The sequence below is a fragment of the Streptomyces sp. NPDC087440 genome, assembly GCF_044744005.1.
GTDB lineage: Bacteria > Actinomycetota > Actinomycetes > Streptomycetales > Streptomycetaceae > Streptomyces.
Genome location: NZ_JBIUXN010000019.1, coordinates 139,719 through 163,505, shown reverse-complemented (window position 1 = coordinate 163,505; position 23,787 = coordinate 139,719). Strand labels below are relative to the sequence as shown.

22 protein-coding genes are annotated in these 23,787 nt (G+C 71.8%); 11 read left to right on the top strand and 11 right to left on the bottom strand.

From position 1 onward, the window contains the following. Positions 1-5: 5 nt before the first annotated feature. A complete protein-coding gene (locus tag ACIO3O_RS31410; RefSeq protein WP_401751752.1) occupies positions 6-1,220 on the top strand; it encodes an acyl-CoA dehydrogenase family protein in 1,215 nt (404 codons plus the stop codon). 179 nt (positions 1,221-1,399) lie between these two features. Then, positions 1,400-1,996: an acetate uptake transporter gene (locus ACIO3O_RS31405; RefSeq protein WP_401751750.1), complete on the top strand. Its 597-nt coding sequence runs from the start codon at positions 1,400-1,402 to the stop codon at positions 1,994-1,996. Positions 1,997-2,040: 44 nt separating this feature from the next. Here ACIO3O_RS31405 and ACIO3O_RS31400 read toward each other — a convergent pair whose 3' ends face one another. The 3 genes from ACIO3O_RS31400 to ACIO3O_RS31390 are packed head-to-tail and all read right to left on the bottom strand — an operon-like array spanning position 2,041 to position 5,135. Then, on the bottom strand, positions 2,041-2,634 hold the full coding sequence (locus tag ACIO3O_RS31400; protein WP_401751749.1) for a TetR/AcrR family transcriptional regulator: 594 nt from the start codon (positions 2,632-2,634) through the stop codon (positions 2,041-2,043). 42 nt (positions 2,635-2,676) lie between these two features. Beyond that, on the bottom strand, positions 2,677-4,377 hold the full coding sequence (locus ACIO3O_RS31395; RefSeq protein WP_401751747.1) for a class I adenylate-forming enzyme family protein: 1,701 nt from the start codon (positions 4,375-4,377) through the stop codon (positions 2,677-2,679). Continuing rightward, positions 4,374-5,135 carry an SDR family oxidoreductase gene (locus tag ACIO3O_RS31390; protein WP_401751745.1) on the bottom strand — a complete coding sequence of 254 codons (762 nt, stop codon included), beginning with the start codon at positions 5,133-5,135 and terminating at the stop codon, positions 4,374-4,376. Before ACIO3O_RS31390 ends, ACIO3O_RS31395 begins: the two co-directional genes overlap by 4 nt. A gap of 217 nt (positions 5,136-5,352) precedes the next feature. Here ACIO3O_RS31390 and ACIO3O_RS31385 point away from each other — a divergent pair, with 217 nt between their 5' ends. Both ACIO3O_RS31385 and ACIO3O_RS31380 read left to right on the top strand, forming a co-directional pair. Further along, positions 5,353-6,606, top strand: coding sequence for an exo-beta-N-acetylmuramidase NamZ domain-containing protein (locus ACIO3O_RS31385; RefSeq protein ID WP_401751743.1), 1,254 nt, complete (start codon positions 5,353-5,355; stop codon positions 6,604-6,606). 77 nt (positions 6,607-6,683) lie between these two features. Beyond that, positions 6,684-8,036 (top strand): MFS transporter, encoded by a 1,353-nt coding sequence (locus ACIO3O_RS31380; protein ID WP_401751741.1) that lies wholly within the window; start codon positions 6,684-6,686, stop codon positions 8,034-8,036. Positions 8,037-8,099: 63 nt separating this feature from the next. On the opposite strand, the gene ACIO3O_RS31375 is transcribed toward ACIO3O_RS31380, so the two are convergent. Further along, positions 8,100-10,958 (bottom strand): penicillin acylase family protein, encoded by a 2,859-nt coding sequence (locus ACIO3O_RS31375; protein WP_401751740.1) that lies wholly within the window; start codon positions 10,956-10,958, stop codon positions 8,100-8,102. Between the two features lie 297 nt (positions 10,959-11,255). On the opposite strand from ACIO3O_RS31375, the gene ACIO3O_RS31370 reads away from it, so the two are divergent. The 3 genes from ACIO3O_RS31370 (at position 11,256) to ACIO3O_RS31360 (ending at position 14,013) form a co-directional block, all read left to right on the top strand. Beyond that, positions 11,256-11,867 carry a hypothetical protein gene (locus tag ACIO3O_RS31370; protein WP_401751738.1) on the top strand — a complete coding sequence of 204 codons (612 nt, stop codon included), beginning with the start codon at positions 11,256-11,258 and terminating at the stop codon, positions 11,865-11,867. Between the two features lie 261 nt (positions 11,868-12,128). Continuing rightward, on the top strand, positions 12,129-12,881 hold the full coding sequence (locus ACIO3O_RS31365) for a 3-keto-5-aminohexanoate cleavage protein (RefSeq protein WP_401751840.1): 753 nt from the start codon (positions 12,129-12,131) through the stop codon (positions 12,879-12,881). A gap of 55 nt (positions 12,882-12,936) precedes the next feature. Beyond that, a complete protein-coding gene (locus ACIO3O_RS31360) occupies positions 12,937-14,013 on the top strand; it encodes an RNA ligase (ATP) (protein WP_401751737.1) in 1,077 nt (358 codons plus the stop codon). Between the two features lie 19 nt (positions 14,014-14,032). On the opposite strand, the gene ACIO3O_RS31355 is transcribed toward ACIO3O_RS31360, so the two are convergent. Both ACIO3O_RS31355 and soxR read right to left on the bottom strand, forming a co-directional pair. After that, the gene (locus tag ACIO3O_RS31355; RefSeq protein WP_401751735.1) at positions 14,033-14,929 is read right to left on the bottom strand and encodes a phytanoyl-CoA dioxygenase family protein; all 897 of its coding nucleotides are present in this window, start codon (positions 14,927-14,929) and stop codon (positions 14,033-14,035) included. 130 nt (positions 14,930-15,059) lie between these two features. Beyond that, a complete protein-coding gene (soxR, locus tag ACIO3O_RS31350; RefSeq protein ID WP_401751733.1) occupies positions 15,060-15,521 on the bottom strand; it encodes a redox-sensitive transcriptional activator SoxR in 462 nt (153 codons plus the stop codon). A gap of 99 nt (positions 15,522-15,620) precedes the next feature. Here soxR and ACIO3O_RS31345 point away from each other — a divergent pair, with 99 nt between their 5' ends. Then, on the top strand, positions 15,621-16,082 hold the full coding sequence (locus tag ACIO3O_RS31345) for a MaoC family dehydratase (protein ID WP_401751732.1): 462 nt from the start codon (positions 15,621-15,623) through the stop codon (positions 16,080-16,082). Between the two features lie 39 nt (positions 16,083-16,121). Here the strand turns inward: ACIO3O_RS31345 and ACIO3O_RS31340 are convergent, their stop codons facing one another. The 3 genes from ACIO3O_RS31340 to ACIO3O_RS31330 all read right to left on the bottom strand — a co-directional run bounded on the left by ACIO3O_RS31340 (position 16,122) and on the right by ACIO3O_RS31330 (position 18,391). Continuing rightward, positions 16,122-16,766: a TetR/AcrR family transcriptional regulator gene (locus ACIO3O_RS31340; RefSeq protein ID WP_401751730.1), complete on the bottom strand. Its 645-nt coding sequence runs from the start codon at positions 16,764-16,766 to the stop codon at positions 16,122-16,124. Positions 16,767-16,871: 105 nt separating this feature from the next. Then, positions 16,872-17,159, bottom strand: coding sequence for a YiaA/YiaB family inner membrane protein (locus ACIO3O_RS31335; RefSeq protein WP_401751729.1), 288 nt, complete (start codon positions 17,157-17,159; stop codon positions 16,872-16,874). An 80-nt stretch (positions 17,160-17,239) separates the two neighbouring features. Then, positions 17,240-18,391 carry an acyl-CoA dehydrogenase family protein gene (locus ACIO3O_RS31330; RefSeq protein ID WP_401751728.1) on the bottom strand — a complete coding sequence of 384 codons (1,152 nt, stop codon included), beginning with the start codon at positions 18,389-18,391 and terminating at the stop codon, positions 17,240-17,242. A 72-nt stretch (positions 18,392-18,463) separates the two neighbouring features. On the opposite strand from ACIO3O_RS31330, the gene ACIO3O_RS31325 reads away from it, so the two are divergent. The 3 genes from ACIO3O_RS31325 (at position 18,464) to ACIO3O_RS31315 (ending at position 20,997) form a co-directional block, all read left to right on the top strand. Next, positions 18,464-19,171 (top strand): TetR/AcrR family transcriptional regulator, encoded by a 708-nt coding sequence (locus tag ACIO3O_RS31325; RefSeq protein ID WP_401751726.1) that lies wholly within the window; start codon positions 18,464-18,466, stop codon positions 19,169-19,171. 14 nt (positions 19,172-19,185) lie between these two features. Then, positions 19,186-19,914 carry an ArsR/SmtB family transcription factor gene (locus ACIO3O_RS31320; protein ID WP_401751724.1) on the top strand — a complete coding sequence of 243 codons (729 nt, stop codon included), beginning with the start codon at positions 19,186-19,188 and terminating at the stop codon, positions 19,912-19,914. 66 nt (positions 19,915-19,980) lie between these two features. Next, a complete protein-coding gene (locus ACIO3O_RS31315) occupies positions 19,981-20,997 on the top strand; it encodes a DMT family transporter (RefSeq protein ID WP_401751722.1) in 1,017 nt (338 codons plus the stop codon). Here the strand turns inward: ACIO3O_RS31315 and ACIO3O_RS31310 are convergent. After that, positions 20,994-22,076 carry a Zn-dependent alcohol dehydrogenase gene (locus ACIO3O_RS31310; RefSeq protein WP_401751720.1) on the bottom strand — a complete coding sequence of 361 codons (1,083 nt, stop codon included), beginning with the start codon at positions 22,074-22,076 and terminating at the stop codon, positions 20,994-20,996. The genes ACIO3O_RS31315 and ACIO3O_RS31310 overlap by 4 nt on opposite strands. Before the next feature lie 296 nt (positions 22,077-22,372). Further along, positions 22,373-23,767 carry an aldehyde dehydrogenase family protein gene (locus ACIO3O_RS31305; protein WP_401751838.1) on the bottom strand — a complete coding sequence of 465 codons (1,395 nt, stop codon included), beginning with the start codon at positions 23,765-23,767 and terminating at the stop codon, positions 22,373-22,375. Positions 23,768-23,787 lie beyond the last annotated feature (20 nt).

The window sequence follows — 23,787 nt, the reverse complement described above, 5'->3', positions numbered from 1 at the left end:
TCCTCATGGACTTCGCGTACGACGCACGCACCGAAGAGCTGCGCGGCAAGCTGCTGGCCTTCATGGACGAGCACGTCCACCCGGCGGAGGCGGTGGCGCACGAGCAGCGCGCCCGGCTCGACTCGCCGTGGGACACCCCGGCCGTGGTGGAGGAGTTGAAGGCGGAGGCGCGGCGGCAGGGATTGTGGAACCTCTTCCTTCCCGATGCCGAGTACGGGGCGGGGCTGACCAATCTCCAGTACGCGCCGCTCGCCGAAATCACCGGCCGTTCGCCGCAGTTGGCGCCGACCGCGCTGAACTGTGCCGCACCGGACACCGGGAACATGGAGCTGCTGTTCCAGTTCGCCACCGAGCAGCAGAAGAAGCAGTGGCTGGAGCCGCTGCTGGCCGGGGAGATCCGGTCCGCGTTCGCGATGACGGAGCCCGAGGTGGCGTCGTCGGACGCGACGAACATCGAGACCCGGATCGAGCGGGACGGGGATGAATACGTTGTCACCGGGCGCAAGTGGTACATCTCGGGGGCGATGAACCCCGACTGCAAGGTCTTCATCGTGATGGGCAAGACCGACCCGGACGGCGCGGACGTCCGCCGTCAGCAGTCGATGATCCTGGTGCCGCGCGACACCCCCGGTGTGGAGGTCCGCCGGGCGATGCAGGTGTACGGGTACGAGGACCACTACCACGGGGGGCACGCGGAGGTCGTCTTCGACGGCGTACGGGTGCCCGCCGCGAACCTGGTCGGCGAGGAGGGCGGCGGCTTCGCGATCGCGCAGGCGCGGCTGGGCCCGGGGCGCATCCACCACTGCATGCGCCTGATCGGCATGGCCGAGCGGGCCATCGAGCTGATGTGCCGGCGGGCGGTGGCCCGCACCGCCTTCGGGAAGTCGCTGGCCCAGCAGGGCGTCGTGCAGAACTGGATCGCGGACGCGCGGGTGACCGTCGAGCAGCTGCGGCTGCTGGTGCTGAAGACGGCCTGGCTGATGGACACGGTCGGCAACCGGGGTGCGCACACCGAGATCCAGGCGATCAAGATCGCGACACCGCGTGCGGTGATCGACATCATCGACAACGCGGTGCAGCTGTACGGGGCCGGGGGCGTCAGCCAGGACTTCCCGCTCGCGGAGCTGTGGGCGGGGGCGCGGACGCTGCGGCTGGCGGACGGGCCGGACGAGGTGCACCAGCGGTCGCTGGCGCGGCGGGAGCTGAAGAAGTACCTGTAGGGCCTTTCGGCACACCGCCAGGGCCGGGCGGCCCCTGTGGTCGGGACTGAGATCCCGACCACAGGGGCCGATTTTCGTCAGGTTCCGCCCGAATCGCCCGGTAAATTCGATGGGTCATTCCTCGTTCGGCCTTGCATTCGAAGCCGCGTGCGAGGCCGTCCACGCGAAGGTTCCACCCCATGTCTCACGCCCCCGCAGCTCCTGCCGCCCCTGCGGCCGTCACGATCGCCAACCCCGGTCCGCTCGGGCTGGCCGCGTTCGCGCTGACCACCTTCGTGCTCAGCATGTTCAACTCGGGCCTGGTCGCGAACGCGGCGCTGAGCGCGGTCGTGCTGCCGCTGGCGCTGTTCTACGGCGGTCTGGCGCAGTTCGCGGCCGGGCTGTTCGAGTTCCGGCGGGGCAACACCTTCGGGGCGACGGCGTTCGTGTCGTACGGCGCCTTCTGGATGGCGTTCGCGGGCTACGTGAAGTTCGTGGTGCCCGGGCTGCCGAAGGAGGACGCGCACCTGGCGACGGGGCTGTTCCTGATCGCGTGGTTCGTCTTCACCCTGTACATGACCGTGGCCGCGCTGAAGCTGGACCTCGCGCACCGGGCAATCTTCATCACGCTGACCCTGACGTTCCTGTTCCTGGCGCTCGGCGACCTGGCGCAGAACGTGACGCTGGGGCACGTCGGCGGCTGGCTGGGCCTGGTGTGTGCGGTGTGCGCCTGGTACACGTCGTTCGCGACGGTCACGAACGAGACGTGGGGCCGCAAGGTCCTTCCGCTCGGCTGACACCCCGTACGCCCCGTTCCCGCCGAGGGCCCTGCTCCCCCGCTCTAGGGGCGCAGGGCCCTCAGCAGCAGGTCGGCCAGGTGGTCGGCGACCTCCTGCGGGGTGAGGGGGCCGTCGGGGCGGTACCACGTCGACAGGTGGTGGATCGAGCCGAAGTGGTAGTCGACCACCAGGTCGGCGGGGGTGGCGGTGGAGAAGACGCCGGTGCGCTGCCCCTCCTCCACCAGGGCCCGGAAGCGCTCGTGGTAGCGGCGGCGTTCGGCGCGGACCTGCTTGTCCTTCTCCGGGCTCAGGTGGTGCATCGAGCGGAAGAAGATCGACGCGTCGTCGAGGTTCTCGATGGTGGTGACGACGACGTCCGCCGCCGCGTCGTGCAGCCGCCGCTCGACGGGTGCGTCCGCGTCGGCGAACGCGTCCAGGCGCTCCTGCTGGAGGCGCAGGACCCGGCCGTACACCTCGTGCAGCAGGTCGTCCTTGGAGCCGAAGTAGTGGTAGAGGGCGCCCTTGGTGACGCCCGCCGCCTCGACGATCTCCTGCACCGAGGTCCGGTCGTAGCCGCGTTCGGCGAAGAGCCGGGTGGCGGCGGCCAGCAGTCGCTGCGGAACGGGAGTGCCGCCGGATTCGGTCGTTCTGGCCATGTGCCGCTACCTGCCTTGCTGTCTGCGTGAAGAGTGTCGTGCCTAGTGCGTGGAACGCAGTTCCCGTCGGAGGATCTTCCCACTCGTCGTCTTGGGAAGCTCCGGCAGGACCGCCACCTCGCGCGGGTACTTGTAGGCCGCGAGGCGTTCCTTGCAGTACGCGATCAGGTCGTCCCCGGTCGTGTCGGCGCCGGGGCGCAGGCTCACGTACGCCTTGACGCTCTCGCCCCGGTAGGGGTCGGGGACGCCGACGACGGCCGCCTCGCGGACCGAGGGGTGGGTGTAGAGGACGTCCTCGACCTCGCGGGGCCACACCTTGAACCCGGACGCGTTGATCATGTCCTTCTTGCGGTCGACGACGTACAGCCAGCCCTCGGAGTCCATGAACCCGATGTCGCCCGTGCGCAGTTCGCCGTCGGGGAAGGCCTCGGCGGTGGCCTCGGGCAGCCGCCAGTAGCCGGAGACGACCTGGGGGCCGCGCACCGCGATCTCGCCCTGCTCGCCGAAGGGGACGTCCCGGCCCTGGTCGTCGATGATGCGCACGACCGTGTCGGGTCCCGGCACGCCGACCGAGAGCGTGCCGGAGACCGGGTCGACCGGGGCCTCCTTCTCCGGCGGCACGGAGGCGCACGGGGCGGTGCACTCGGTGAGCCCGTAGCCGTTGCGGATGTACGGGCCGAAGCCCGCCCGGAACTTCTCCACCAGGGCCGGGGGCAGCGGTGCGCCGCCCGAGGAGATCACCTCGAAGGAGGCGAAGTGCTCACGGGTGACGCCCGGCGTGGCGGCCAGCGCCATGAAGGCCGTGGAGGGGCCGACCGTGTACGCGGGTTTGTGCTCGGCGAAGGCGTCCAGGACCACCTGCGGGTGGAAGCGGTGGGCGAGGACGAGGGTGCCCGCGTTGGTCAGGCAGGCGGCCAGTTGGCAGACCATGCCGGTGATGTGGAAGAGCGGGGCCAGGGCGAAGTAGGACGACCCCTCGGCGACGGGGTGCCCGGTGCGCTGCCGCTCCGCGTTGACCATGATGTTGCCGTGGGAATTCATCGCCCCCTTCGGTGTGCCGCTGGTGCCGGACGTGTAACTGATCAACGCCGTGTCGGTGGGCCCGAGTTCCCGGTCCGGGGGTGAATCCAGTCCGGCCCGGGCGACCTCGACCAGGTCGTCGGCGTCGGCGGGCTTCGGCAGACGCTCGAAGTTCAGGACGCGCTCGTCGTCCGTGCTCTGGAGGTCGTGTTCGCAGGCCGTGAGGACGGTGCGTACGGACGGGGCCGCGGCGGCGGTGTCCCGCAGGTACGCCTCCCAGGCGCGGTCGGCGCAGATCAGGGCGCTGACCTCGGCGTCCGCGAGGACGTGGCCCACTTCCGCCGACTTGTACATCGGGTTGAGCGGGACGACCACGGCCCCCGCCTTCCACGCGCCGAGCAGGGCGAGGACGAACTGCGGGGAGTTCTGGAGCATGATCGCGACCCGGTCGCCGCGGGCGATGCCGCGCGCGGCGAGATGGCCCGCCACCGAGTCGGACAGGGACTCCGTCTCGCGGTAGCTCAGCCGCCCGTCGAAGTAGGCGAGCGCGGTGGTGCCGGGGGCGCGGCGGACGCTGTCGCGGAAGGCGTGCACCAGGGTGGGCGCCGGGTGCACGGGGCGGCGCTGGGCCTCGCTGAGCTGGGCCAGCCACGGCTGGGCGGCGTAGATCGATGCCCCTTGCGCCTCTCGGGCTCCTCGGGCCTCTTGGTTGGTGTCCGTCACTGACCCGCCCCTTCCCACTTCTGCTGGAGTTGGTTCATCCCGGAGAGCCAGCGGTCGGTGTCGCCCGCGCGCGCCCGGTAGTAGTCCGCGACCTCGGGGTGCGGCAGGATCAGGAAGCGGTCGGCCTCGATGCCCTCGAAGAGCGCGTCCGCGACGTCCTCCGGCTCGATGGCGGTGGGCGCGAGCACCAGGTCGCCCGCCGATCCGGCGGAGGCCATGAGGTCGGTGCGCACTCCCTGCGGGCAGATCGCGTGGACCTTGAGCCCCTTGTGCCGGTAGGTGAGCGACAGCCACTCCGCGAAGGCGAGCGCGCTGTGCTTGCTGACGCTGTACGGTGCCGCGCCGATCATGGTGAGCAGCCCGGCCGCCGACACCGTCGACACGAACCGGCCGCTCCCCCGTTCCACCCACTCCGGGATCAGCGCGCGGGCGGCGCGCACGTGGGCCATCACGTTGACGTCCCAGGCCAGTTCCCACTGGTCCTCGCCGAACGGGTCGCCGCCGCAGCCGACGCCCGCGTTGGCGCAGTAGACGTCGATCCTGCCGCCGAGCGCCGCACGGGCCTCCTCGACGATCCCGGAGGCGTCCCCGGGGACGGCGAGGGCGCCGATCTCCTCGGCGACCGCCTTGGCCTTGCCCGCGTCCAGGTCGTTGACCACGACCCGGGCTCCCTCGGCCGTGAACCGCCGGGCCAGGGCGGCTCCGATGCCGCCTCCCGCGCCCGTGACCACGACCGTCGCACCCTGCACCGCATCCATCCGGGGCCTGCCTCTCCATGCCGACTGCCACCGCAGACTAACCAGTCGGTATGGAGTGGGGAAAGGGGTGTACGCGGGAGATCCGGGGCGCGCTGCGTTCCGCGACGCGAGCACAGGGGCTAGCGTGCCGGGGCGTGCCGCCGGGCATGGCGGTGCGCGGGACAGTCGGGGTGACGGCCGGTGCCGAGCCGGGCGTCCGAGTGCGGAGGTGGCACGGATGAGCTTGTCCAGGAGAGGGCTGCTGGCGGCGGGCGGCGGCACGGTGGGCGCGCTGGCCGCCGGTGCGTCCCCGGCGCAGGCGGAGCCGCGGCACGGGGGCGGGCCCCGGGTGCGTACCGGATTCGACCGGCTGGCCGCCGACGGCTACCGGCTGCTGCGCGGGCGCAAGGTCGGCGTCGTCACCAATCCCACGGGCGTCACCTCCGACGTCCGGCACATCGTCGACGTCATGCACGCCGACGGACGCGTGAACCTCACCGCCGTGTTCGGCCCCGAGCACGGTTTCCGGGGCACCGCGCAGGCGGGCGGCTCGGAGGGGCGTTACGACGATCCGGCGACCGGGCTGCCGGTGTACGACACGTACCTGAAGAGCGGGCAGCCCCTCGCCGACGTCTTCACGGCGTCCGGGGTGGACACCGTCGTCTTCGACATCCAGGACGCGGGGGCGCGGTTCTACACGTACATCTGGACGCTGTACGACTGCATGGTGGCCGCCGTGCTCGCGGGGAAGCGTTTCGTGGTGCTGGACCGGCCGAATCCGGTGACGGGGCGGGCGGCGCTGGGGCCGGTGCTGGACCGGGCGTTCGCGACGTTCGTGGGGCGCGAGCCGATCGCGCAGGCGCACGGGATGACGGTGGCGGAACTGGCGCTGTTGTTCAACGCGGAGTTCCTGAAGAAACCGGCACCTCTTGAGGTGGTGCGGATGTCGGGGTGGCGGCGGGGCGACTTCTTCGACGAGACGGGGCTGCCGTGGGTGCCGCCGAGCCCCAACATGCCGACGGCGGACACCGCGTTGGTGTACTCCGGCACCTGTCTCTTCGAGGGGACGAACCTGTCGGAGGGGCGCGGTACGACCCGTCCGTTCGAGCTGCTGGGCGCGGAGGGCATCGACCGGCGCTGGGCGCAGGCGGCGAACGCGGAGGGGCTGCCGGGAGTGCGCTTCCGGGAGGCGTACTTCGCGCCGACCTTCTCGAAGTTCCAGGGCAAGACGGTCGGCGGGGTCCAACTGCACGTCCACGACCGGGAGTCCTTCGACCCGGTGCGCACCGGGATCGCCCTGCTGGTGACGGCGAAGAAGTCCTGGAGCGGTTTCGCGTGGCGGCCGGACAACTGGATCGACAGGCTGACGGGGAACACCCGCGTCCGCACCATGATCGACGCGGGGGCGGGGACGGCCGAGGTGGTGGCCGCCTGGCAGGCGGACCTGGCGGCGTTCCGCAAGGTCAGGCGGGAGCACCTGCTCTACCGGTGACCCCGCCCGTCCCAGATGGTGGGACCCACCGTCCCACCTATTGACTGCCCCATACACCGACCGAGACCCTGCGGGTCGTGAACGACGAACCACGCACCACGAAGACAGCGCCACCGGCCGCCGCCGATCCCGGTGCCTCCTCCGGCAGTTCGCAGGGTCCGGAGAGTCCGGAGAAGCTGCGCCGGGTGGCGGTGGCCAGTTTCATCGGCACCGCCATCGAGTTCTACGACTTCTACATCTACGGGACGGCCGCCGCCCTCGTCCTCAACGAGGCGTTCTTCCCGAACCTGACGCCCCTGAACGCCACACTGGCGTCGTTCTCGACGTACGCCGTCGCGTTCGCAGCCCGCCCGCTGGGCTCGGTGATCTTCGGGCACTTCGGCGACCGGGTGGGCCGCAAGTCCGTCCTGGTGGCCTCGCTGCTGCTGATGGGGCTCTCGACGGCGCTGGTGGGCCTGCTTCCCGGATACGGGAGTTGGGGCGTCTGGGCGCCGCTGACGCTGGTGCTGCTGCGCTTCCTCCAGGGCATCGGGCTCGGCGGCGAGTGGGGCGGGGCGGCGCTGCTCGCCGTGGAGCACGCGCCGAAGGGGCGGCGGGGGCTGTACGCCGCGTTCCCGCAACTCGGCCCGTCCATCGGGTTCTTCGCGGCGACCGGCATCTTCTGGCTGCTGTCGGCGGCCCTCGACGACGCGGCGTTCAGGAGCTGGGGGTGGCGGATTCCGTTCCTGCTGTCGTTCCTGCTGGTCGCCGTCGGGTTGTTCGTACGGCTGAAGATCAGCGAGACCCCGGTGTTCCAGCGGGTGATGGAGCGGCAGGAGGCCAGCCGCGTCCCGACGCTGGAGGTGTTCCGGAGGTTCCCGAAGGAGCTGCTGCTCGGCGCGGGCGGCATGATCGTCGCGTACGGGCTGTTCTACACGGCGACGACCTACTGCCTGTCGTACGCGACGAAGACGCTCGGGGTGGCGCGGGACACGATGCTGGGGCTGTCCATGGTGGCCTGTCTGTTCCTGGCGGCGGGCACCTGGCTCGCGGCGACGCGCTCCGACGGCGGTGGGCGCAGGAAGCTGATCCTGGGCGGCTGCGGGCTGGCCGTGGTGTGGGGGCTGGTCCTGTTCCCGCTGCTGGACACCGAGCAGCCGGTGCTGATCGCGCTGGCGCTCGGCGGGGCGCTGTTCTGCATGGGTGTGGTGTACGGGCCGATGGGCGCGTACCTGCCGGAGCTGTTCGGGGCGCGGGTGCGCTACTCCGGTGCGTCCCTGGCGTACAACCTGGGCGGTGTGCTCGGTGGTGCGGTGGCGCCGCTGGTGGCGACCAGGCTCCAGGCGGGGCTCGGGTCGGCGTCGGTGGGGTGGTACGTGAGCGCCATGGCGGTGGTGTCGCTGCTGTGCGTGCTGGCGCTGCCGGAGACACGGGAGCGGGAGTTGGGCTGAGGCGGACGACACAGAGGCCGTGAGGATCGTTCAACGATCCTCACGGCCTCTGTCGCAGGAGTGTCAGCGGTGCTGCGGGAACTCCATGACCATCTGGTACGTGGGCCGGTTCTGCCAGTTCATCGTCGGCTGGGTCAGTCCGCCCAGCGCCCGGTGCTGGATGCTGTCCGCGCACCACTGGTCGCCCGGCGAGCAGGTGTCGTCACCGGGGTAGACCTCGGTGGCGGGCTTGGCGGCCGCCGTCCTGAGGGTGGCGAGGAGGGTGTCGCGGCAGGCGTTCAGGTCGCCGTTGCCGCAGTACGGCCTGGCGAGTGCGCCCTTCACCGGCTCGCCGAGCACCCTGCGGAGGTCCTTGTCGACGTAGCTCCACCAGCCGTACTGGAAGGCGGAACCGGCGTGCCCGCCGGTCGGGCCGTGGGCGGAGGAGGGGGCTTCGTCGATGCCGAGGTTGGCGGTGAGCGCCCGGTACAGGTCCTCGCCCAGGCCGGGCTCGAAGGTTTCCTCGACCAGCAGGGGCCACCAGGCGTCCATCAGGCGCACCGCATCGGGGTGGGTGTACTCCCGCGACCCCCGGGCGTTCTCGCGGCGCTGTGAGCCCGCCGCGTGCCAGGCCGCCAACTGCTCGACCGCGCGGCCGAGTTCCGGGTCGGTGACCGGCCGGGAGCGCAGCACCTTCAGGAGTTCCGGGAGGACGTCCTCGCCGCGCAGGTCGGTGACGGCGGCCTCCGCCATCGTCCGGGTGAGGGAGGCGCGGGTGACGCCGCCGCGGGCGACGAGCTTCTCCACGCGGTCGTCGAGGAGGTCGCCGCGGTGCACGGAGCCGTTGCCGAAGCCCGCCGAGGAGTAGTCGGCGGCCTGCTTGTTGTTCCAGGAGACGTAGTAGTCCTGGTCCGTGGAGTGCGGGTGCTGGGCGGGCGGGGTGTACGACGCGGTGTTGTCCGCCGGGTCGAAGCCGGGCCACTCGGTCGACCGGTCGGCCCTGATCGGGAGGGCGGGGTCGACGCCGGAGGCGCGCTGCGGGTTGAGGCCACTGTTGTAGTAGGCGGCTGTTTTCGCATCCGCGTAGAACCAGTTGAAGGCGTAGTCGACGCTCTCGGCGGCCTTCTGGAAGCTCGCGGCGTCCGTCACGAACGTCGGATCGTTGAACAATTGGAAACCGATGATCGAGTCGGCCTCGTGCCGGTAGGTGGAGCGCAGCAGGGTGTACGCCACGGGCCTGCCGCCGACGGTGGCACGGTGGGTGACCGTGCCCAGCTTGGTGCGCCAGACCTGCATGCGGTACGAGCCGGCCGCCGTGGAGTCGGCGACGGTCGGCCGCCAGGCGTTCTTCTTCTCCAGCTTCTCCATGGGCGTGCAGGCGCCCCGGAAGAGGTAGTGCGTGGAGTTCTTCGTCGGGGTGCCGCCGCCGGGTTCGCACAGGTCGACGGCGTAGGTGTCGGTGATGTCCTGTCCGGCGGAGGTGGCGGACCAGGCGTAGTCCTGGCCCCGGCCGAGCTGGACGTACATGCCGACACCGGCGAAGGAGGCTCCCCGGGCGCTGATGCCGGGGCCCTGGAGTTCCTGGAGCATCAGCAGTTGCGGGGCGAAGTAGCCGGTCTGCGGGCCGAAGACGGCGACCGGGTTGCCGCTCGCGGTGTGCTTGCCGGACACCAGGAGGGCGTTCGACATGCCGCGCCGGGTGGCGAAGTCCGCGCCGGGCAGGACGCCCCGGTCGTACATGCCCTGGGCGGGCTTGAGCTTCCGGGGGGCCTCGACCGGGTCCTTCGCTCCCGCCCGGTTCTGCTGTGCGGCTCCGGTGCGGTCGTACACGAGCTGTTCGGCGGTGACAGAGCCCTTGTCGGGGAGGGCGACGGCGCGTGCCTGCGCGGGCTTTCCCGCGTACGGGAAGCGCCGGCCGTCGTGCAGGGTGAGGGCGGCCTCGGGGTCGTTGCGCTGGCGGAAGGACTCCCAGACCTCGGTGCCCTCGGCGACGCCGTACTTCTGCTGTGCGGCGAGCAGGGACAGGGCGGACTGGACCTCGCCGCCTCCGCCGTTGCCGAAGAGGCCGCCGACCACGGAGGCCAGGGCGATCAGGTCGGTCACCTTGAAGGGCTGGATCTCACCGGCATTGGTGATCGCGTCGATCTTGCCGGTGAGGACGTACTCGCCGGGGAAGTAGCGGCCGTTCTTGGCCTTCGTGCGGTAGGCGTTGATGCCGTCGACGTACGCCTGGGCGTCCTGCATGGCCTGCTTGCCGCGCGGGCCCTTCTGCGTGGCGATCCAGTCGACCTGCGCCTGGAGGTCGGCCTCGGTGTACGGGGCCTGCGGCCAGAACTGCTGCTCCAGGCCCTGGTTGGCGAGCGCACCGCCGGCGAAGGAGGTCAGTTCGCCCCGTCCGATGTGCCGGAAGAGGTCCATCAGCCACAGGCGGTCCTGTCCGGCCGCATATCCGGCGCCGTACTCGGTGCCGTAGCGGGTGGTGCCCTTGATGTGCGGGACGCCGGTCTTCTTGTCGCGGGTGATCGTGACGTCGGCGCGCGGCGCCTCGACGGAGGCCCGCTGCCCCTCGGGGACGCCGAAGGAGGCGTCGTTGAAGAAGTCGGTGAGCTTCTCGTCGGTGAGGGCGCCGCGACCGGCGACCAGGGCGTCGTACTTCTCGATCTGGTCGGAGGCGTGCGGCGGGCGGGTACCGAGGACGCGGTGGGCGAGGATCTCGGCGAGGGTCGCGTTGCCGTTCTGGCCGGGCGGCAGGATGTCGGCGCACTGGGACCGGCAGTGGTCCTCGGCGGGCGGCTGGGCGGCCCGGGCGACGGGGGCCTTCAGCGGGCCGAGCAGGCCCGCCCCGAGCGCGAGGGCGGCTGCGGCGACGGTGCCGGTCGTCCGCAGTCCGCCGGGGCGGGTGGGACGTTGGTGACGTGCGAGGCGTGGGGGGCGTGCGGGCATGCGTGCTCCTCGGGAACTCCTCGGGGGGACCGGTGCGCCGGAGGTTACTGGCGGTTAACCCCCGAAGAAGGTGAACACCCCTCACTTTTTCTCGTTCTCCACCCCTTCGAGTGATGCGTTCGAGCAAGAAGGCGTGGACCTTGCGTGACGGAGGAGTGGACAGAGACGGGAGAGATCCGTGCGAACCGGGACCAATTGATCCCTGATGGGGCCCATCGGATTTTCGATGGAGCCGAAACGGGCACCCGTACGTCCATTCATCGACGCCGAAGTACCAGCGACGGAGGTGGCAGTGCGATGGCCGGTTTTCGGAGTCTCGCGAGACAGGTCCGTGACCCGAGGTGTGATCTTGCGTTGCGGCGCTATTCGCTGCGCAAGTGTCTGGAGCGGTTTGCCCCTTACGGGCACAGGGCGACCTGGGACCACCTGTGCAGCAGGCACGGGTTCGGTCCGGAGGACAGGGCGCCGGACCCGGTGCGGCTGGTGGCCGCACTGGAGGAACTGGAGGAGGCGCGGGCGGTCTGGCTCGCGTACGAGGTGGAGTTCGCCGAGCGGCGCAAGCGCGAGAAGCACGACGGGCTGCGGCGGCCGGGCTCCTTCGACGACTGGCACCGGCGGACCTGGGGCGGTTTCGGGGTCGCGTGGTGCGACGATCCGGCGGCCCATCCGGCGGCGTCCTTGGCGGAGGTGCTGCGCGGGCTGATCTCCGCCCTGGAGTCGGAACCCGGCGAGCACTGTCCGGTGTGCGCGTCGAGCCGGATCGTCTGGAAGCAGGACCTGGTCCACGAGCCGTGGTTCGGGCCGGTCTGCACGGGATGCGGAATTCTGGTGCCGCAGCCCGTCCTGACTCCCGAGGCACTGGCACGGGCCAAGAGGGTGCGGCGCAAGGAACTGGCGTCGGTGGCGTGAGCGCGCGGGGCGCGGCGGAGGTGTTCCCTGGGGCGCCGCGTCCCCCGTGTCCGGGTTGACGGATTCCCCGCGCCCGGAGCGACGGTTTCCCGGTGTCCGGGCCGAAGGATTCTCGGCGTCCGGGCCGACGGTTTCCCTGCGGTCGTCCCGAAGGTTTCCGCCGTGCCGGTTCTGAAGGTTTCCGCGCGACAACCGTGCGAATGCTCAGTGCATGGCTGAATGTCAGTGGCGGGTGTCACCATCGAATGCATGGTCGAGCCCTTGATTCAGGTCTGTGTGAACGGTCAGCGCGGTCCCGGCGACGGAGCCGCCGTTCCCGTGTCGCCGGACGCCATGGCCCGGTCGGCCGCCGCCGCGGTGGCTGCCGGGGCCTGCGAGGTGCATGTGCACCCGAAGACGCCGTGCGGCGACGACACGCTGTCGCCCCGCGTCCTTGCGACCACCCTGACGGCGATCCGGGACGCGGTGGACGTCCCCGTCGGCGTGACGACCGGTGCCTGGACGGAGCCCGAGCCGCGGCGCCGCATCGAGCGCATCGCGTCCTGGACGGTGCTGCCCGACCACGCCTCGGTGAACTGGCACGAGCCGGGGGCGGAGGAGGTCGCCGAGGCGCTGCTCGCGCGCGGCGTGGCCGTCGAGTCCGGGCTGTGGTCCGGCACGGACGGCATGGAGCGCTTCCTGGACTCCCCGCTGGCGAAGCGGTCGCTGCGGGTGCTGGTGGAGGTGACCGACCCCGATCCGCTCACCGCGGAGGACTCCGCGCTGAACTTCCTGGCCGACCTCTCGCGCCGGGGCGCGGTCGGCGACCGGGGCGAGGTGTGCGGGGCCCCGATGCTGTTGCACGGCGAGGACGGCGGGGCGTGGCCGGTGCTCGCCCTCGCGAGACGCCTGGGGCTGGCCACCCGCATCGGCCTGGAGGACACGCTGCTGCTGCCCGACGGCAGACACGCGAAGTCCAACGCCCAACTGGTCAGCGCCGCCCGCGATATTCAGTGGCCGGTGGAGGTGGGCTGACCGCACAGTGGGGCTCGTCCAACGAGTTCTCAGGTTTTCAGAGGGGGGCGCCGACATGTCGACGCTGCGAGTGACCGCCGAGGTGCTGACCGTCCACGAGCACCCGAACGCCGACGCGCTGGAGCTGGCCCAGGTCGGGCTCTACCGCGCCGTCGTCGCCAAGGGCGCGTACCGCAGCGGCGAGGCCGCCCTCTACATACCGGAGCAGTCCGTGCTCCCGGACGCCCTGGTCGAGGAGCTGGGCCTGACCGGCAGGCTCGCGGGCAAGGCGTCGAACCGGGTCAAGGCGGTGCGGCTGCGGGGCGAGGTGTCGCAGGGCCTGGTGTGCAGGCCGCGCGCCCTGGAGGGCGTGGATCTGACCGCCGCCGCCGACGAGGGCACCGACTTCGCGGAGCTGCTGGGCATCTCCAAGTGGGTGCCGCCGATCCCGCCGACCATGAACGGCGAGGTGGAGCACGCCCCCGACCTGCTGCCCTGGACCGACATCGAGAACCTGCACCGGTACCCGCAGATCTTCGAGCCCGGCGAGGAGGTCGTCCTCACCGAGAAGCTGCACGGCACCGCCTGCCTGCTGACGTACGTCGCCGACGGGGAGCGGGTGCACGTGTCCTCCAAGGGGTTCGGCTCGCGGAACCTGGCGCTGAAGGAGGCCGACCGCAATCTGTACTGGCGCGCGGTGACCGGGCACCGTGTGGCGGCCGTCGCCGCGGGCATCGCCGAGCAGCTGGGCGCGCGCCGGGTGGGGATCTTCGGCGAGGTGTACGGGGCGGGCGTGCAGGACCTGGGGTACGGCGCCGACGGCCGCTCGCTGAGCCTGGGTTACGCCGCGTTCGACGTGTCGGTGGACGTGGACGGGCAGGTCAGGTGGCTGGACGCGGCCGAGTTCACGGAACTGCTGGAGGGCCGGCTGCCGATGGTCCCGAGGCTGTACGAGGGTCCGTACGACGTCTCGAAGGTGCTGGAGCTGGCGACCGGCCGGGAGACCGTCTCCGGGCGGGAGCTGCACCTGCGCGAGGGCGTGGTGATCCGCCCCGCGGTCGAGCGGCACAGCCCTGTGGTGGGCGGCCGGGCCGTCGCGAAGGCGGTCAGCCCGGCGTACCTGACGCGCAAGGGCGGCACCGAGTTCGAGTGAGGGACCGGCGGAGTGGCTGCTACAGCCCGTCGTCGAGGTGCCAGTGGTTCTGCCAGCGGGCGTCGACGGGGTCGGCGGCCGACTGGTAGCGGATGTCGGTGGACAGCCGCATCACCCCGTCCGGGTCCCTGTTGTCGAGGGAGGCGTGCACCAGGTACGGCGAGTGGACGACCATGTCGCCCGCCGCGTAGTCGGTGACCAGCCACCGGGTGTCGTGCTCCTCGGCGAGCGAGGGCAGGTCGGCGGTGAGGGAGGCGGGGCGGCGCAGCAGCCCCGCCTCCTCCTGCGCCCGCACCCGGTGGTGGCTGCGCTCCAGGTAGACCAGGCCGCCCCGGGCGAGCGGGCAGTCGCCGAGCGGTATCCAGCTGGAGAGGACGCGTTCGGTGCCTTCGCGGAGGTAGACCAGGTCGTAGTGGGCCTGGGTGGCGGTGCCGATGCCGGACTCGCCGGGCAGAGCGTGCCGGATGATCTTGCGGCGGTGCAGGTGGACCTCGGGGGCGCCGAGGAACCACCGGTAGAACGCCACCAGTTCGGGGCGGCGGCACAGGGCCTCGTACTCCGGTCCCGGTACGACGTCCCGGAAGAGGGCGGTGCGGAAGGCCGCCCGGTCGAAGCCGGTGGTGTCGGGGGCTGCGATGCCGGCGCCGGGGTCGGTTCCCCGGCGCAGGAGACCGGTGTGGGCGGTCGCGGTGAAGTAGTGGCGGCGGAACTCCCGCACCACGCCCGGCCGGAAGAAGCCCGGGAGGTAGAGGTAGCCCTCGCGGGCGAACCGGGCGCGCAGGGCGGCCACGTCGCCGCGCTCCGCTTCCGGCACCGGTGCGAGGCGGCCGAGCCGGTGCGGGGCCGGGTCGAGGGGGTAGCCGTTGGAGGTCAGGTTCTGGTGGGCCGGCGCGGTCACGGCCGGAAGGTGCGCCATGGGGGCCATGCTCGCGGCGGGCGGCCCCCGTCGTACATGGACGAAAGGGGCCGCTGCTTGGACTCCGTACGCAGGGGCGGGTTGGACTCCGTACGCAGGGGCGGCCGACTGCGTTCGGGAGGGCGCGCGTTCAGCCCTTCTTCTCCCCCATCAGGCGCGAGCCCGAGATCTGTTCGCCGATGACGTCGTCCGGGTTGGACAGCACACAGGTCTCCAGCGAGAGACAGCCGCAGCCGATGCAGTCGGTGAGGTGGTCGCGCAGCCTGCCCAACTGCTTGATGCGGGCGTCCAGTTCCGATCGCCAGTTCTCCGAGAGGCGGGCCCAGTCCTCGCGGGTGGGCGTGCGCTCCTCGGGGAGGGAGGCCAGTGCGTCGCGGATGGTGGCGAGCGGGATGCCGACGCGCTGGGCAGCGCGCACGAAGGCCACTCGGCGCAACGTGTCGCGCTCGTACCGGCGTTGGTTGCCCGAGGTGCGGCGGCTGCTGATCAGGCCCTTGGACTCGTAGAAGTGCAGGGCGGACACGGCGGCGCCGCTGCGTGCGGACAGCTGGCCGACGGTGAGCTCGTGGATCTTCACTGGAATCTGCGGCACTCCGCGAACCCTAATGGACTTCCGTTGACAGGGACACAGGGGCCCAATCATGCTGAGCAAACGCTTAATCAAGTGCGTGAACAGCGAGGGAGCACAGGGATGACCGAGCCGAGGATCTTCACGTCCGCCGAGGAACTGAGCGCCGGGGTCGGTGAGCAGCTGGGGTACAGCGAGTGGCTGGAGATCGACCAGAAGCGGATCGACCTGTTCGCCGACGCGACCGGCGACCACCAGTGGATCCACGTGGCCCCCGCGCGCGCGGCCGACGGCCCGTTCGGGAAGACGATCGCGCACGGCTATCTGACGCTGTCGCTGCTGCCGCTGTTCGTACCGCAGGTGCTGCGGGTCGAGGGCATGAAGATGGGCATCAACTACGGCACCGGCAAGGTGCGTTTCCCGTCGCCGGTGCCGGTGGGCTCGCGGCTGCGCGGCACGGCGGTGCTGACCGAGGTGACCGAGGCGGGCGGGGGCGTGCAGGTGACGGCGAAGGTGACAATCGAGATCGAGGGCGGCGCGAAGCCGGCGTGCGTGGCGGAGTCGATCTCGCGCTACTACTTCTGATCCCGCTACGGAGACGAACCCGCCACGGGTCCGATTCCGCTACGGGGCGGCCGTCACCATCCGCAGCACGAGGTCGGCGTAGAGCGCGCCGACCTCGTCGGGGGTGCGCCGCCCCTCCGCGTTGAACCAGCGGGCCACGTCGATGCACAGCGACAGCACGGCCAGCGTGGTGCCCGGCACGTCGGGGACGTCGAACTCCCCCGACTTCACCCCGTCGTTGATGATGCGCCGCACCGCCGCGTCGCTGCGGCGGCGCAGTTCCACGATCTCCGCACGGTGCTCCTCGCCGAGCGCGTCCAGTTCGTACTGCACGACGCGTGCGGTGGTGTGGTGCGCCGCGTGCCAGCGTACGAAGGTGACGACGGCGTCCGCGAGGCGTTCGGCGGCGGTGCCGTCGCCGTCGGCGGCGGTCTCCAGGATGCGCAGGGCCTTGTCGTGGCCGATGCGGCTGATCCGGTGGAGCAGCTCTTCCTTGGTCTTGTAGTGGATGTAGAGCGCGGCCGGGCTCATGCCCGCGCGGCCCGCGATGTCACGGGTGGTGGTGGCGTGGTAGCCGCGCTCGGCGAAGGCTCCGACGGCGGCGACAAGCAGTCTCCTGGCCGCCTCCGGAGCGACCTCGTCCCAGGAGGATGCCTCGTTCGTCCCGCCCTCGGCGGTGCCCTCCGCGTCCCGCGCCGTGCTCATCGCGCACCTCTTCCGTCCGTACAGCAGGACGCACACCATACCCCGCAGCGCTGAGCAAGCGCTTAGCGTGCGGGGCCGGAAGGTGCGCCAGAGCGTCCGGATGCGTCAGAGCTTCTGGAAGGGGTCGTGCTCGGCGAGGATCTTCTCCAGCCGGGCCTGGTCGACCCGGCTGACGATCTGCCCGGCCTCCTGCTTGTCGCGGATCACCTTGGCGAGGGTGAAGCAGGAGGTGGTGAGGTAGAGGACGGCGATGGCGAGGAAGGCCCGCACCCAGCCGCTGGCCTCGATGTAGAAGATGCCGATGGCGGTCGCGGAGATGGCCACGACGAAAGAGGCGATGGCCTGGCCGTAGTAGGCCCCGGTGTTCTGCTGCTTGACCTGTGGATCGCTCATGCGGCCAGAGTGACCCGCGTCACGCCGGACGCCCATCCGTACGCGTACTCAGAAACGTACTCAGAAGGCCGGGGGTCTCGTCAGAAGGCCGAAACCCCCGTCAGCGCGCGGCCGATGACCAGTTTCTGGATCTGGCTGGTGCCTTCGTAGAGGGTCATCACACGGGCGTCGCGCAGCAGCTTGCCCGCCGGGTACTCGTCGATGTAGCCGTAACCGCCGTACACCTGGAGCGCGTTGTTCGCCGCGCGCACGGCGGCCTCGGAGGCGAAGAGCTTGGCCTGGGAGGCGGCGGTGACGAAGGGCCGGCCCCGGTCGATCAGGTCGGCGACCCGCCAGGTGAGCAGGCGGGCGGCGTCGACGTCGACCGCGATGTCGGTGATCAGCTCCTGGACGAGCTGGTGGTGCGCGATCGTCTTGCCGAACTGCTCGCGCTCCCCCGCGTACGACAGGGCCGCGTCCAGTGCCGCCTGGGCTATCCCGACGCAGCCCGCGGCGACCGACATGCGCCCCTTGGCGAGCGCCGACATGGCGACGGAGAAGCCCTTGCCCTCGGGGGCGAGCATCGCGGAGGCGGGCACCCGGACGTCGTCGAGGACGAGTTCGGCGGTGGCCTGGCCGCGCAGGCCGAGCTTGCCGTGGATGGTGCGGCGGGTGAGGCCGGGGGTGTCCGTGGGGACGAGGAAGGCGGAGACGCCCCGGTGGCCGGGGGCGTCGGTGGAGCGGGCGAAGAGGAGGACGACGTCGGCCCAGGTGCCGTTGGTGATGAACATCTTGGTGCCGTTGATGACGTAGTCGTCGCCGTGGCGCACGGCCTTCGTGATGAGGTTTCCCGCGTCGGAGCCGGTGCCGGGCTCGGTGAGGCCGAAGCAGCCGATGGCGTCGCCCGAGGTGAGGCGCGGCAGCCACTCGTGCTTCTGCTCCTCGCTCCCCCACGCGGCGATCGTCTTGGCGACCAGGCCGAGGGACACGGAGACGATGCCGCGCACCGAGGAGTCGCCCCGGCCGAGCTCCTCGGTGACGAGGCAGTAGGCGAGGTGGTCGCCGCCGGAGCCGCCGTACTCCTCGGGGACCGTCAGACCGAGGAAGCCGAGGGCGCCGAGCTTCTTCACGATCGACTTGTCGACGTTCTCGGCGCGGTCCCACTCCACGACGTGCGGGGTGATCTCGCGCGCCACGAAGTCCCGGGCGAGCCGCTGGACGGCCTCCTGCTCCTCGCTGAGCTCCAGGTTCACGGCACCCACCTCATTCGTCGACGCATTAATTAGCACTGCTAGTTTCTGGCTGACGGGCCTACTATGTGCCGCATGGCCCGACCGCGCAAGCCCCTGTTGAGCAGAGACCGCATCGTGGAGACGGCGCGGCTGCTCGTGGACGCCGAGGGCCTCGAAGCGGTCTCCACCCGGCGGCTCGCGGCGGAACTGGGGGTCAGCGGCCCCTCCCTCTACAACCACTTCCGCACCAAGGACGAGATCCTGGAGGCCGTCGCGGACGCGGTGTCGGCCAAGGTCGACCTGTCGATGTTCGACGCGGGCGACGGCCGGGACTGGCGGGCGGCGCTGCACGACTGGGCGCTCTCCTACCGCGCCGCGCTCACCGAGCACCCGCACATCGTCCCGGTGCTGGCACGCGGCCCGGGCCGCCGCCCGGCCGGACTGCGGGTGGCCGACGCGGTGTTCGGGGCGATGGTGCGGGCCGGGTGGCCGCCCGCCCAGGCGACGTACATCGGCGCACTCATGCGGTACTTCGTGACGGGCTCGGCGCTGGGCTCCTTCGCGCGCGGCTTCGTGGACGACGAGACGGCGTACGACCCGGCCGACTACCCGCACCTCGGGCAGGCACACCTGCTCGCGGACCACCAGGAGAAGGTGGACGAGGGGGCCTTCGAGACGGGCCTGCGGGCGCTGCTGGACGGGCTGGGGGTCCAGTACGAGGCGGGGCGGTACGCGAAGGACCTCGCCGGGAGCGACGCCGGGGACCTGGCCACGGTTCGGCCGGGGCCGAAGCGTCCGTAGGGCACCCTGGAGGAATGCCGAAATCCTCCGCGTCCGACACCACCGGGACCCCCGCCGCGCGGCTCGCCGCACTCGCCTGCCTGCTGTCCGACGAGACCCGGGCGGTGTTCCTGCTCTCACTCCTGGACGGGCGGGCCTGGACCGCGAGCGAGCTCGCCAGGCAGGCGGGCGTCGCCGCCTCCACCGCCAGCGAGCACCTGGGGCGGCTGGTCGCGTCCGGGCTGCTCGCGGAGGAGCGGCAGGGCCGCCACCGGTACGTGCGCCTCGCGGACGCGGACGCGGCGCAGCTGGTGGAGGCGGTCGCCGCGTACGCGATTCCGGGCCGCGACACCCCGCACACGCTGCGGGCGGCGAGCGCGGGAGCCGCGATGGCCCGCGGCCGCACCTGCTACGACCATCTGGCGGGCCGCCTGGGCATCGCGATCACGGAGGCGATGGAGGGGCGCGGCCTGCTGTTGATGGGCAACGGCTTCGCACTCACCGACGCGGGGCTGGCCTGGTTCGACGACCTGGGCATCCACCTCACGGCGGTCACATCCCGCCGCCCGAGGGTAAGTTCATGCCTGGACTGGACCGAGCGCAAACGCCATCTGGCGGGCGTCGCGGGGGCGGAGCTGTGCCGCCACGCGCTGGCGGAGAAGTGGTGCGTACGGATCGGGACCGAGCGCGCGGTGAAGGTGACGCCGGAGGGTGAACACGCCCTCCTCGGCCTGCTCGGCATCGACGCGGCGACGCTGCGGTGACCGCACCCCACGGACGACGCCAATACTTCGGTGACAGCCGAAGTGTCCGTGCCCTAGCATCGCGGCATGAGCAACTCCTCCTCCCCCACGACCCGTTCCGAGCCGCTCGCGCTGGTCGCGGCCGCCGTGACCGTCGTGCTGTGGGCCTCGGCCTTCGTGTCCATCCGCAGTGCGGGCGAGTCGTACGAGCCGGGCGCGCTGGCGCTGGGCCGGCTGCTGTCCGGCTCGCTCGTCCTCGTCGTGATCCTGCTGATACGGCGCGAGGGGCTGCCCCCGAAGGCCGCCTGGCCGGGCATCGTCGTGTCGGGGGTGCTCTGGTTCGGCGCGTACGCGGTGGCGCTCAACTGGGGCGAGCAGCTGGTCGACGCGGGCACGGCGTCGCTCGTGGTGAACGTGGCGCCGATCCTGATGGCGCTGCTGGCCAGCCGGTTCCTGGGCGAGGGGCTGCCGCCCCGGCTGCTCGCGGGGATGATCGTGTCGTTCGCGGGGGCGGCGATCGTGGGCGTCTCGATGTCGGGCGGCGGGGGGACGTCGCTGCTGGGTGTGGTCCTGTGCCTGGTGGCCGCCGTGACGTACGCGATCGGGGTGATCGCCCAGAAGCCCGCGCTGACGCATGCCACGCCGCTCCAGGCCACCACGTACGGCTGCGTGATCGGCGCGGTCGCCTGCCTGCCGTTCAGCGGGCAGCTCGTGGACGGGCTGGCGCACGCGCCGCTGTCGGCGACGCTCAACATGGTCTACCTGGGCATCTTCCCGAGCGCGCTGGCCTTCACGACGTGGGCGTACGCGCTGAAGCGCACCACGGCCGGGAAGATGGGCGCGACGACCTACGCGGTCCCCGCGATCGTCGTCCTGATGTCGTGGCTGCTGCTGGACGAGGTGCCGGGGTGGATCACGCTGCTCGGCGGGGCGGTGTGCCTGGCGGGCGTGGCGGTGTCGCGCTCGCGCTCGCGGAAGGCGGAGGTGCCGCTGGCCGAGGCCGGTCCCGCCGACACGGCTGACACCACCGACACGGCTGACACCACCGACACGTCTGACACCGCCGACACGGCTGACACCACCGACGCGGAGAAGGCCCGCTAGAACACCACCAGCGCCCGGCCGCCCTTGCCCGCGAGCATGTTGTCGAAGGCGGCCGGGATGCCGTCGAGGGTGATGCGCTCGGTGACCATGGACGCGAGGTCGAGGCGGCCCGCCCGGATGTGTTCGGCGAGGACGGGCAGGTCGCGGGCCGGGTCGCTGTTGCCGTACACGCAGCCGGACAGGGTGCGTCCCCAGTGGAAGATCTCCAGGGCGTTGAAGGAGACCTGCTGGTCCTTGCCGCCGATGCCGACCACGGTGGTCCGGCCGCCCCTGCGGGTGGACTCCCATGCGGTACGGATGGTGGCGGCCCGCCCCACGCACTCGACGGCGACGTCGGCGCCGTGCCCGCCGGTGAGGCGGCGGACGTCCTTGGCGGTGGTGTCGGAGGCGACGAGGTAGTCGGTGGCACCGGCCCGCCGGGCCAGTTCCTCCTTCTCCTGCGAGACGTCGACGGCGACGACCTGGCCCGCTCCGGCGATGCGGGCGGACTGGATCGCGGCGAGCCCGACGCCGCCGACTCCGTACACGACGACGGTCTCGCCCTCGCGCACGCGGGCGCTGTGGTGCACGGCCCCGTACCCGGTGAGGACCGCGCAGCCGAGCAGGGCGGCGTCGGTGAGCGGGATGCCGTCCGGGGCGGGCAGGACGCACTTCGCGGCGACGACGGTCTCCTCGGCGAAGGCGGCGACGTTGAGGCCGGGGTGGAGGTCGGTGCCGTCGTCGGTGGTACGGGCGTAGACGTCACCGGCGCCGGTGAGGGCGTCGGCGCACAGCCACACCTCGCCGAGTGAGCAGGCGTGGCAGGAGCCGCAGGAGGGCGCCCAGTTGAGGACGACGCGGTCGCCGGGGGCGAGGTGGGTGACGGCGTCGCCGACCTCGGTGACGGTACCGGCGCCCTCGTGGCCGAGGACGGCGGGGAGGGGGACGCGCATGGTGCCGTTGGTGAGGGAGAGGTCGGAGTGGCAGACACCGGCGGCGGCGAGCTTGATGCGGACCTGGTGGGGGGCGGGGGTGGGGAGGGTGATGTCGGTGAGGTGGAGGGGGGTGTGGGGGGCGCGGATGACGGCGGCGCGGGTCATGGAGGGGGCTCCTGGGGGGTACGGGGGCGGGGTGGTGGGGTGTGCGGGGCGCGGGTGCTGGGCGGGGGCTACCGGGGTGGGCCGGGAGCGGGAGGGGCCGCCCCCTTGCCCGCCCGTCCCGCCCCCGGGGGGCGGCCCCGCCGCCCAAGGGAGCTAGGGAGGAAGGAAGGGAGGGCGGGCCGGCCTGCCGCCCAAGGGGGCTAGGGGGAAGGGAGAAGGCGGCTGCGAAGCAGCCCCTTCAGGGGCGCGGGGAACTGCGCGACCAGCCACGACGCGCCCGCACCTCTGAACCCCTCTCAGAACTGGAGGGACTTCGTCTGGAGGTATTCGGAGAGGCCGTGGGGGCCCAGTTCGCGGCCCACGCCCGACTGCTTGTAACCGCCGAAGGGGGCAAGGGGGTTGAACCGGCCCCCGTTGATGTCCACCTGCCCGGTGTCCATCCGCCGGGCGAACGCCGTCGCCGTCTCGGGGTCCGCCGCCCACACCGCCCCCGCCAGCCCGTACACCGTCCCGTTCGCGATCCGCAGCGCGTCGTCCTCGTCCTCGTACCGCAGGATCGAGATCACCGGCCCGAAGATCTCCTCCTGCGCGATGGTCATCTCGGGGGTGACGTCGGCGAACACGGTCGGTGCGACGTAGTACCCCTTGTCCAGGGGCGCGTCCGCCCCGCCCGCGACGACCCGTGCGCCCTCCTCGACGCCCTTCGCGATGTACCCCCGCACCCGCTCCCGCTGCTTGGCGTTGACCAGCGGTCCCACCCGCTCGCCCGGCGCGTACTTCGCCACCGCGTCGGCGGCCAGCGAGACGGCCTCCTCGTACACGTCCGTGTGCACCAGCATCCGTGTCCACGCACTGCACGTCTGACCGGAGTTGGCCATGACGTTGGCCACCCCGACGTTGACGGCCTTGGCCAGATCGGCCCCCGGCAGGATCACGTTCGCCGACTTGCCGCCCAGCTCCAGCGCGACGCGCTTGACCGCCGCGCCCGCGACCGCGCCGATCTGCCGCCCGACGGCCGTGGAGCCGGTGAAGGACACCAGGTCGACGTCCTCGTGCCCGGCGAGCGCCTGTCCGGCGACCGGGCCCAGACCCGTGACCAGGTTGAACACCCCGGCGGGCAGACCTGCTTCGTGCACCACCTGGGCGAAGAGCTGCGCGGTGAGCGGGGTGTCCTCGGCAGGCTTGAGGACGACCGTGCAGCCCGCCGCCAAGGCGGGAGACACCTTGGCGACGATCTGGTGCAGCGGATAGTTCCACGGCGTGATCGCCCCGACGACGCCCACCGGCTCCGCGTACACCGTGGAGTTGCCGAGCTTCTCCTCGAAGGGGTACGTGGCGGCCAGTTCGGCGTACGAGCCCGCGACCACGATCGGCAGCCCGGCGTGGACGGCCTCGGCGAGGGCGGGCGGCGCGCCCAGCTCCGCCGTGACGGTCGCCGCGATCTCGTCCTTGCGGGCGGCGAGCCCGTCGCGCACCGCGCCGATCAGCGCGGCCCGTTCGGCGGGCGGGGTGGCGGCCCAGCCGGGGAAGGCCTCCCGGGCGGCGCGCACGGCCGCGTCCACGTCGGCGGGGGTGCCCGCCGGGACGTGGCCGATGATCTGCTCGTCGGCGGGGTTCACGACAGCGATGGTCTCCTCGCCGAGAGCGGGACGCCATGCGCCGCCGATGTACATGCCGCTCTGCGCCTGCACCGTCATCGAAGTTCCTCCAC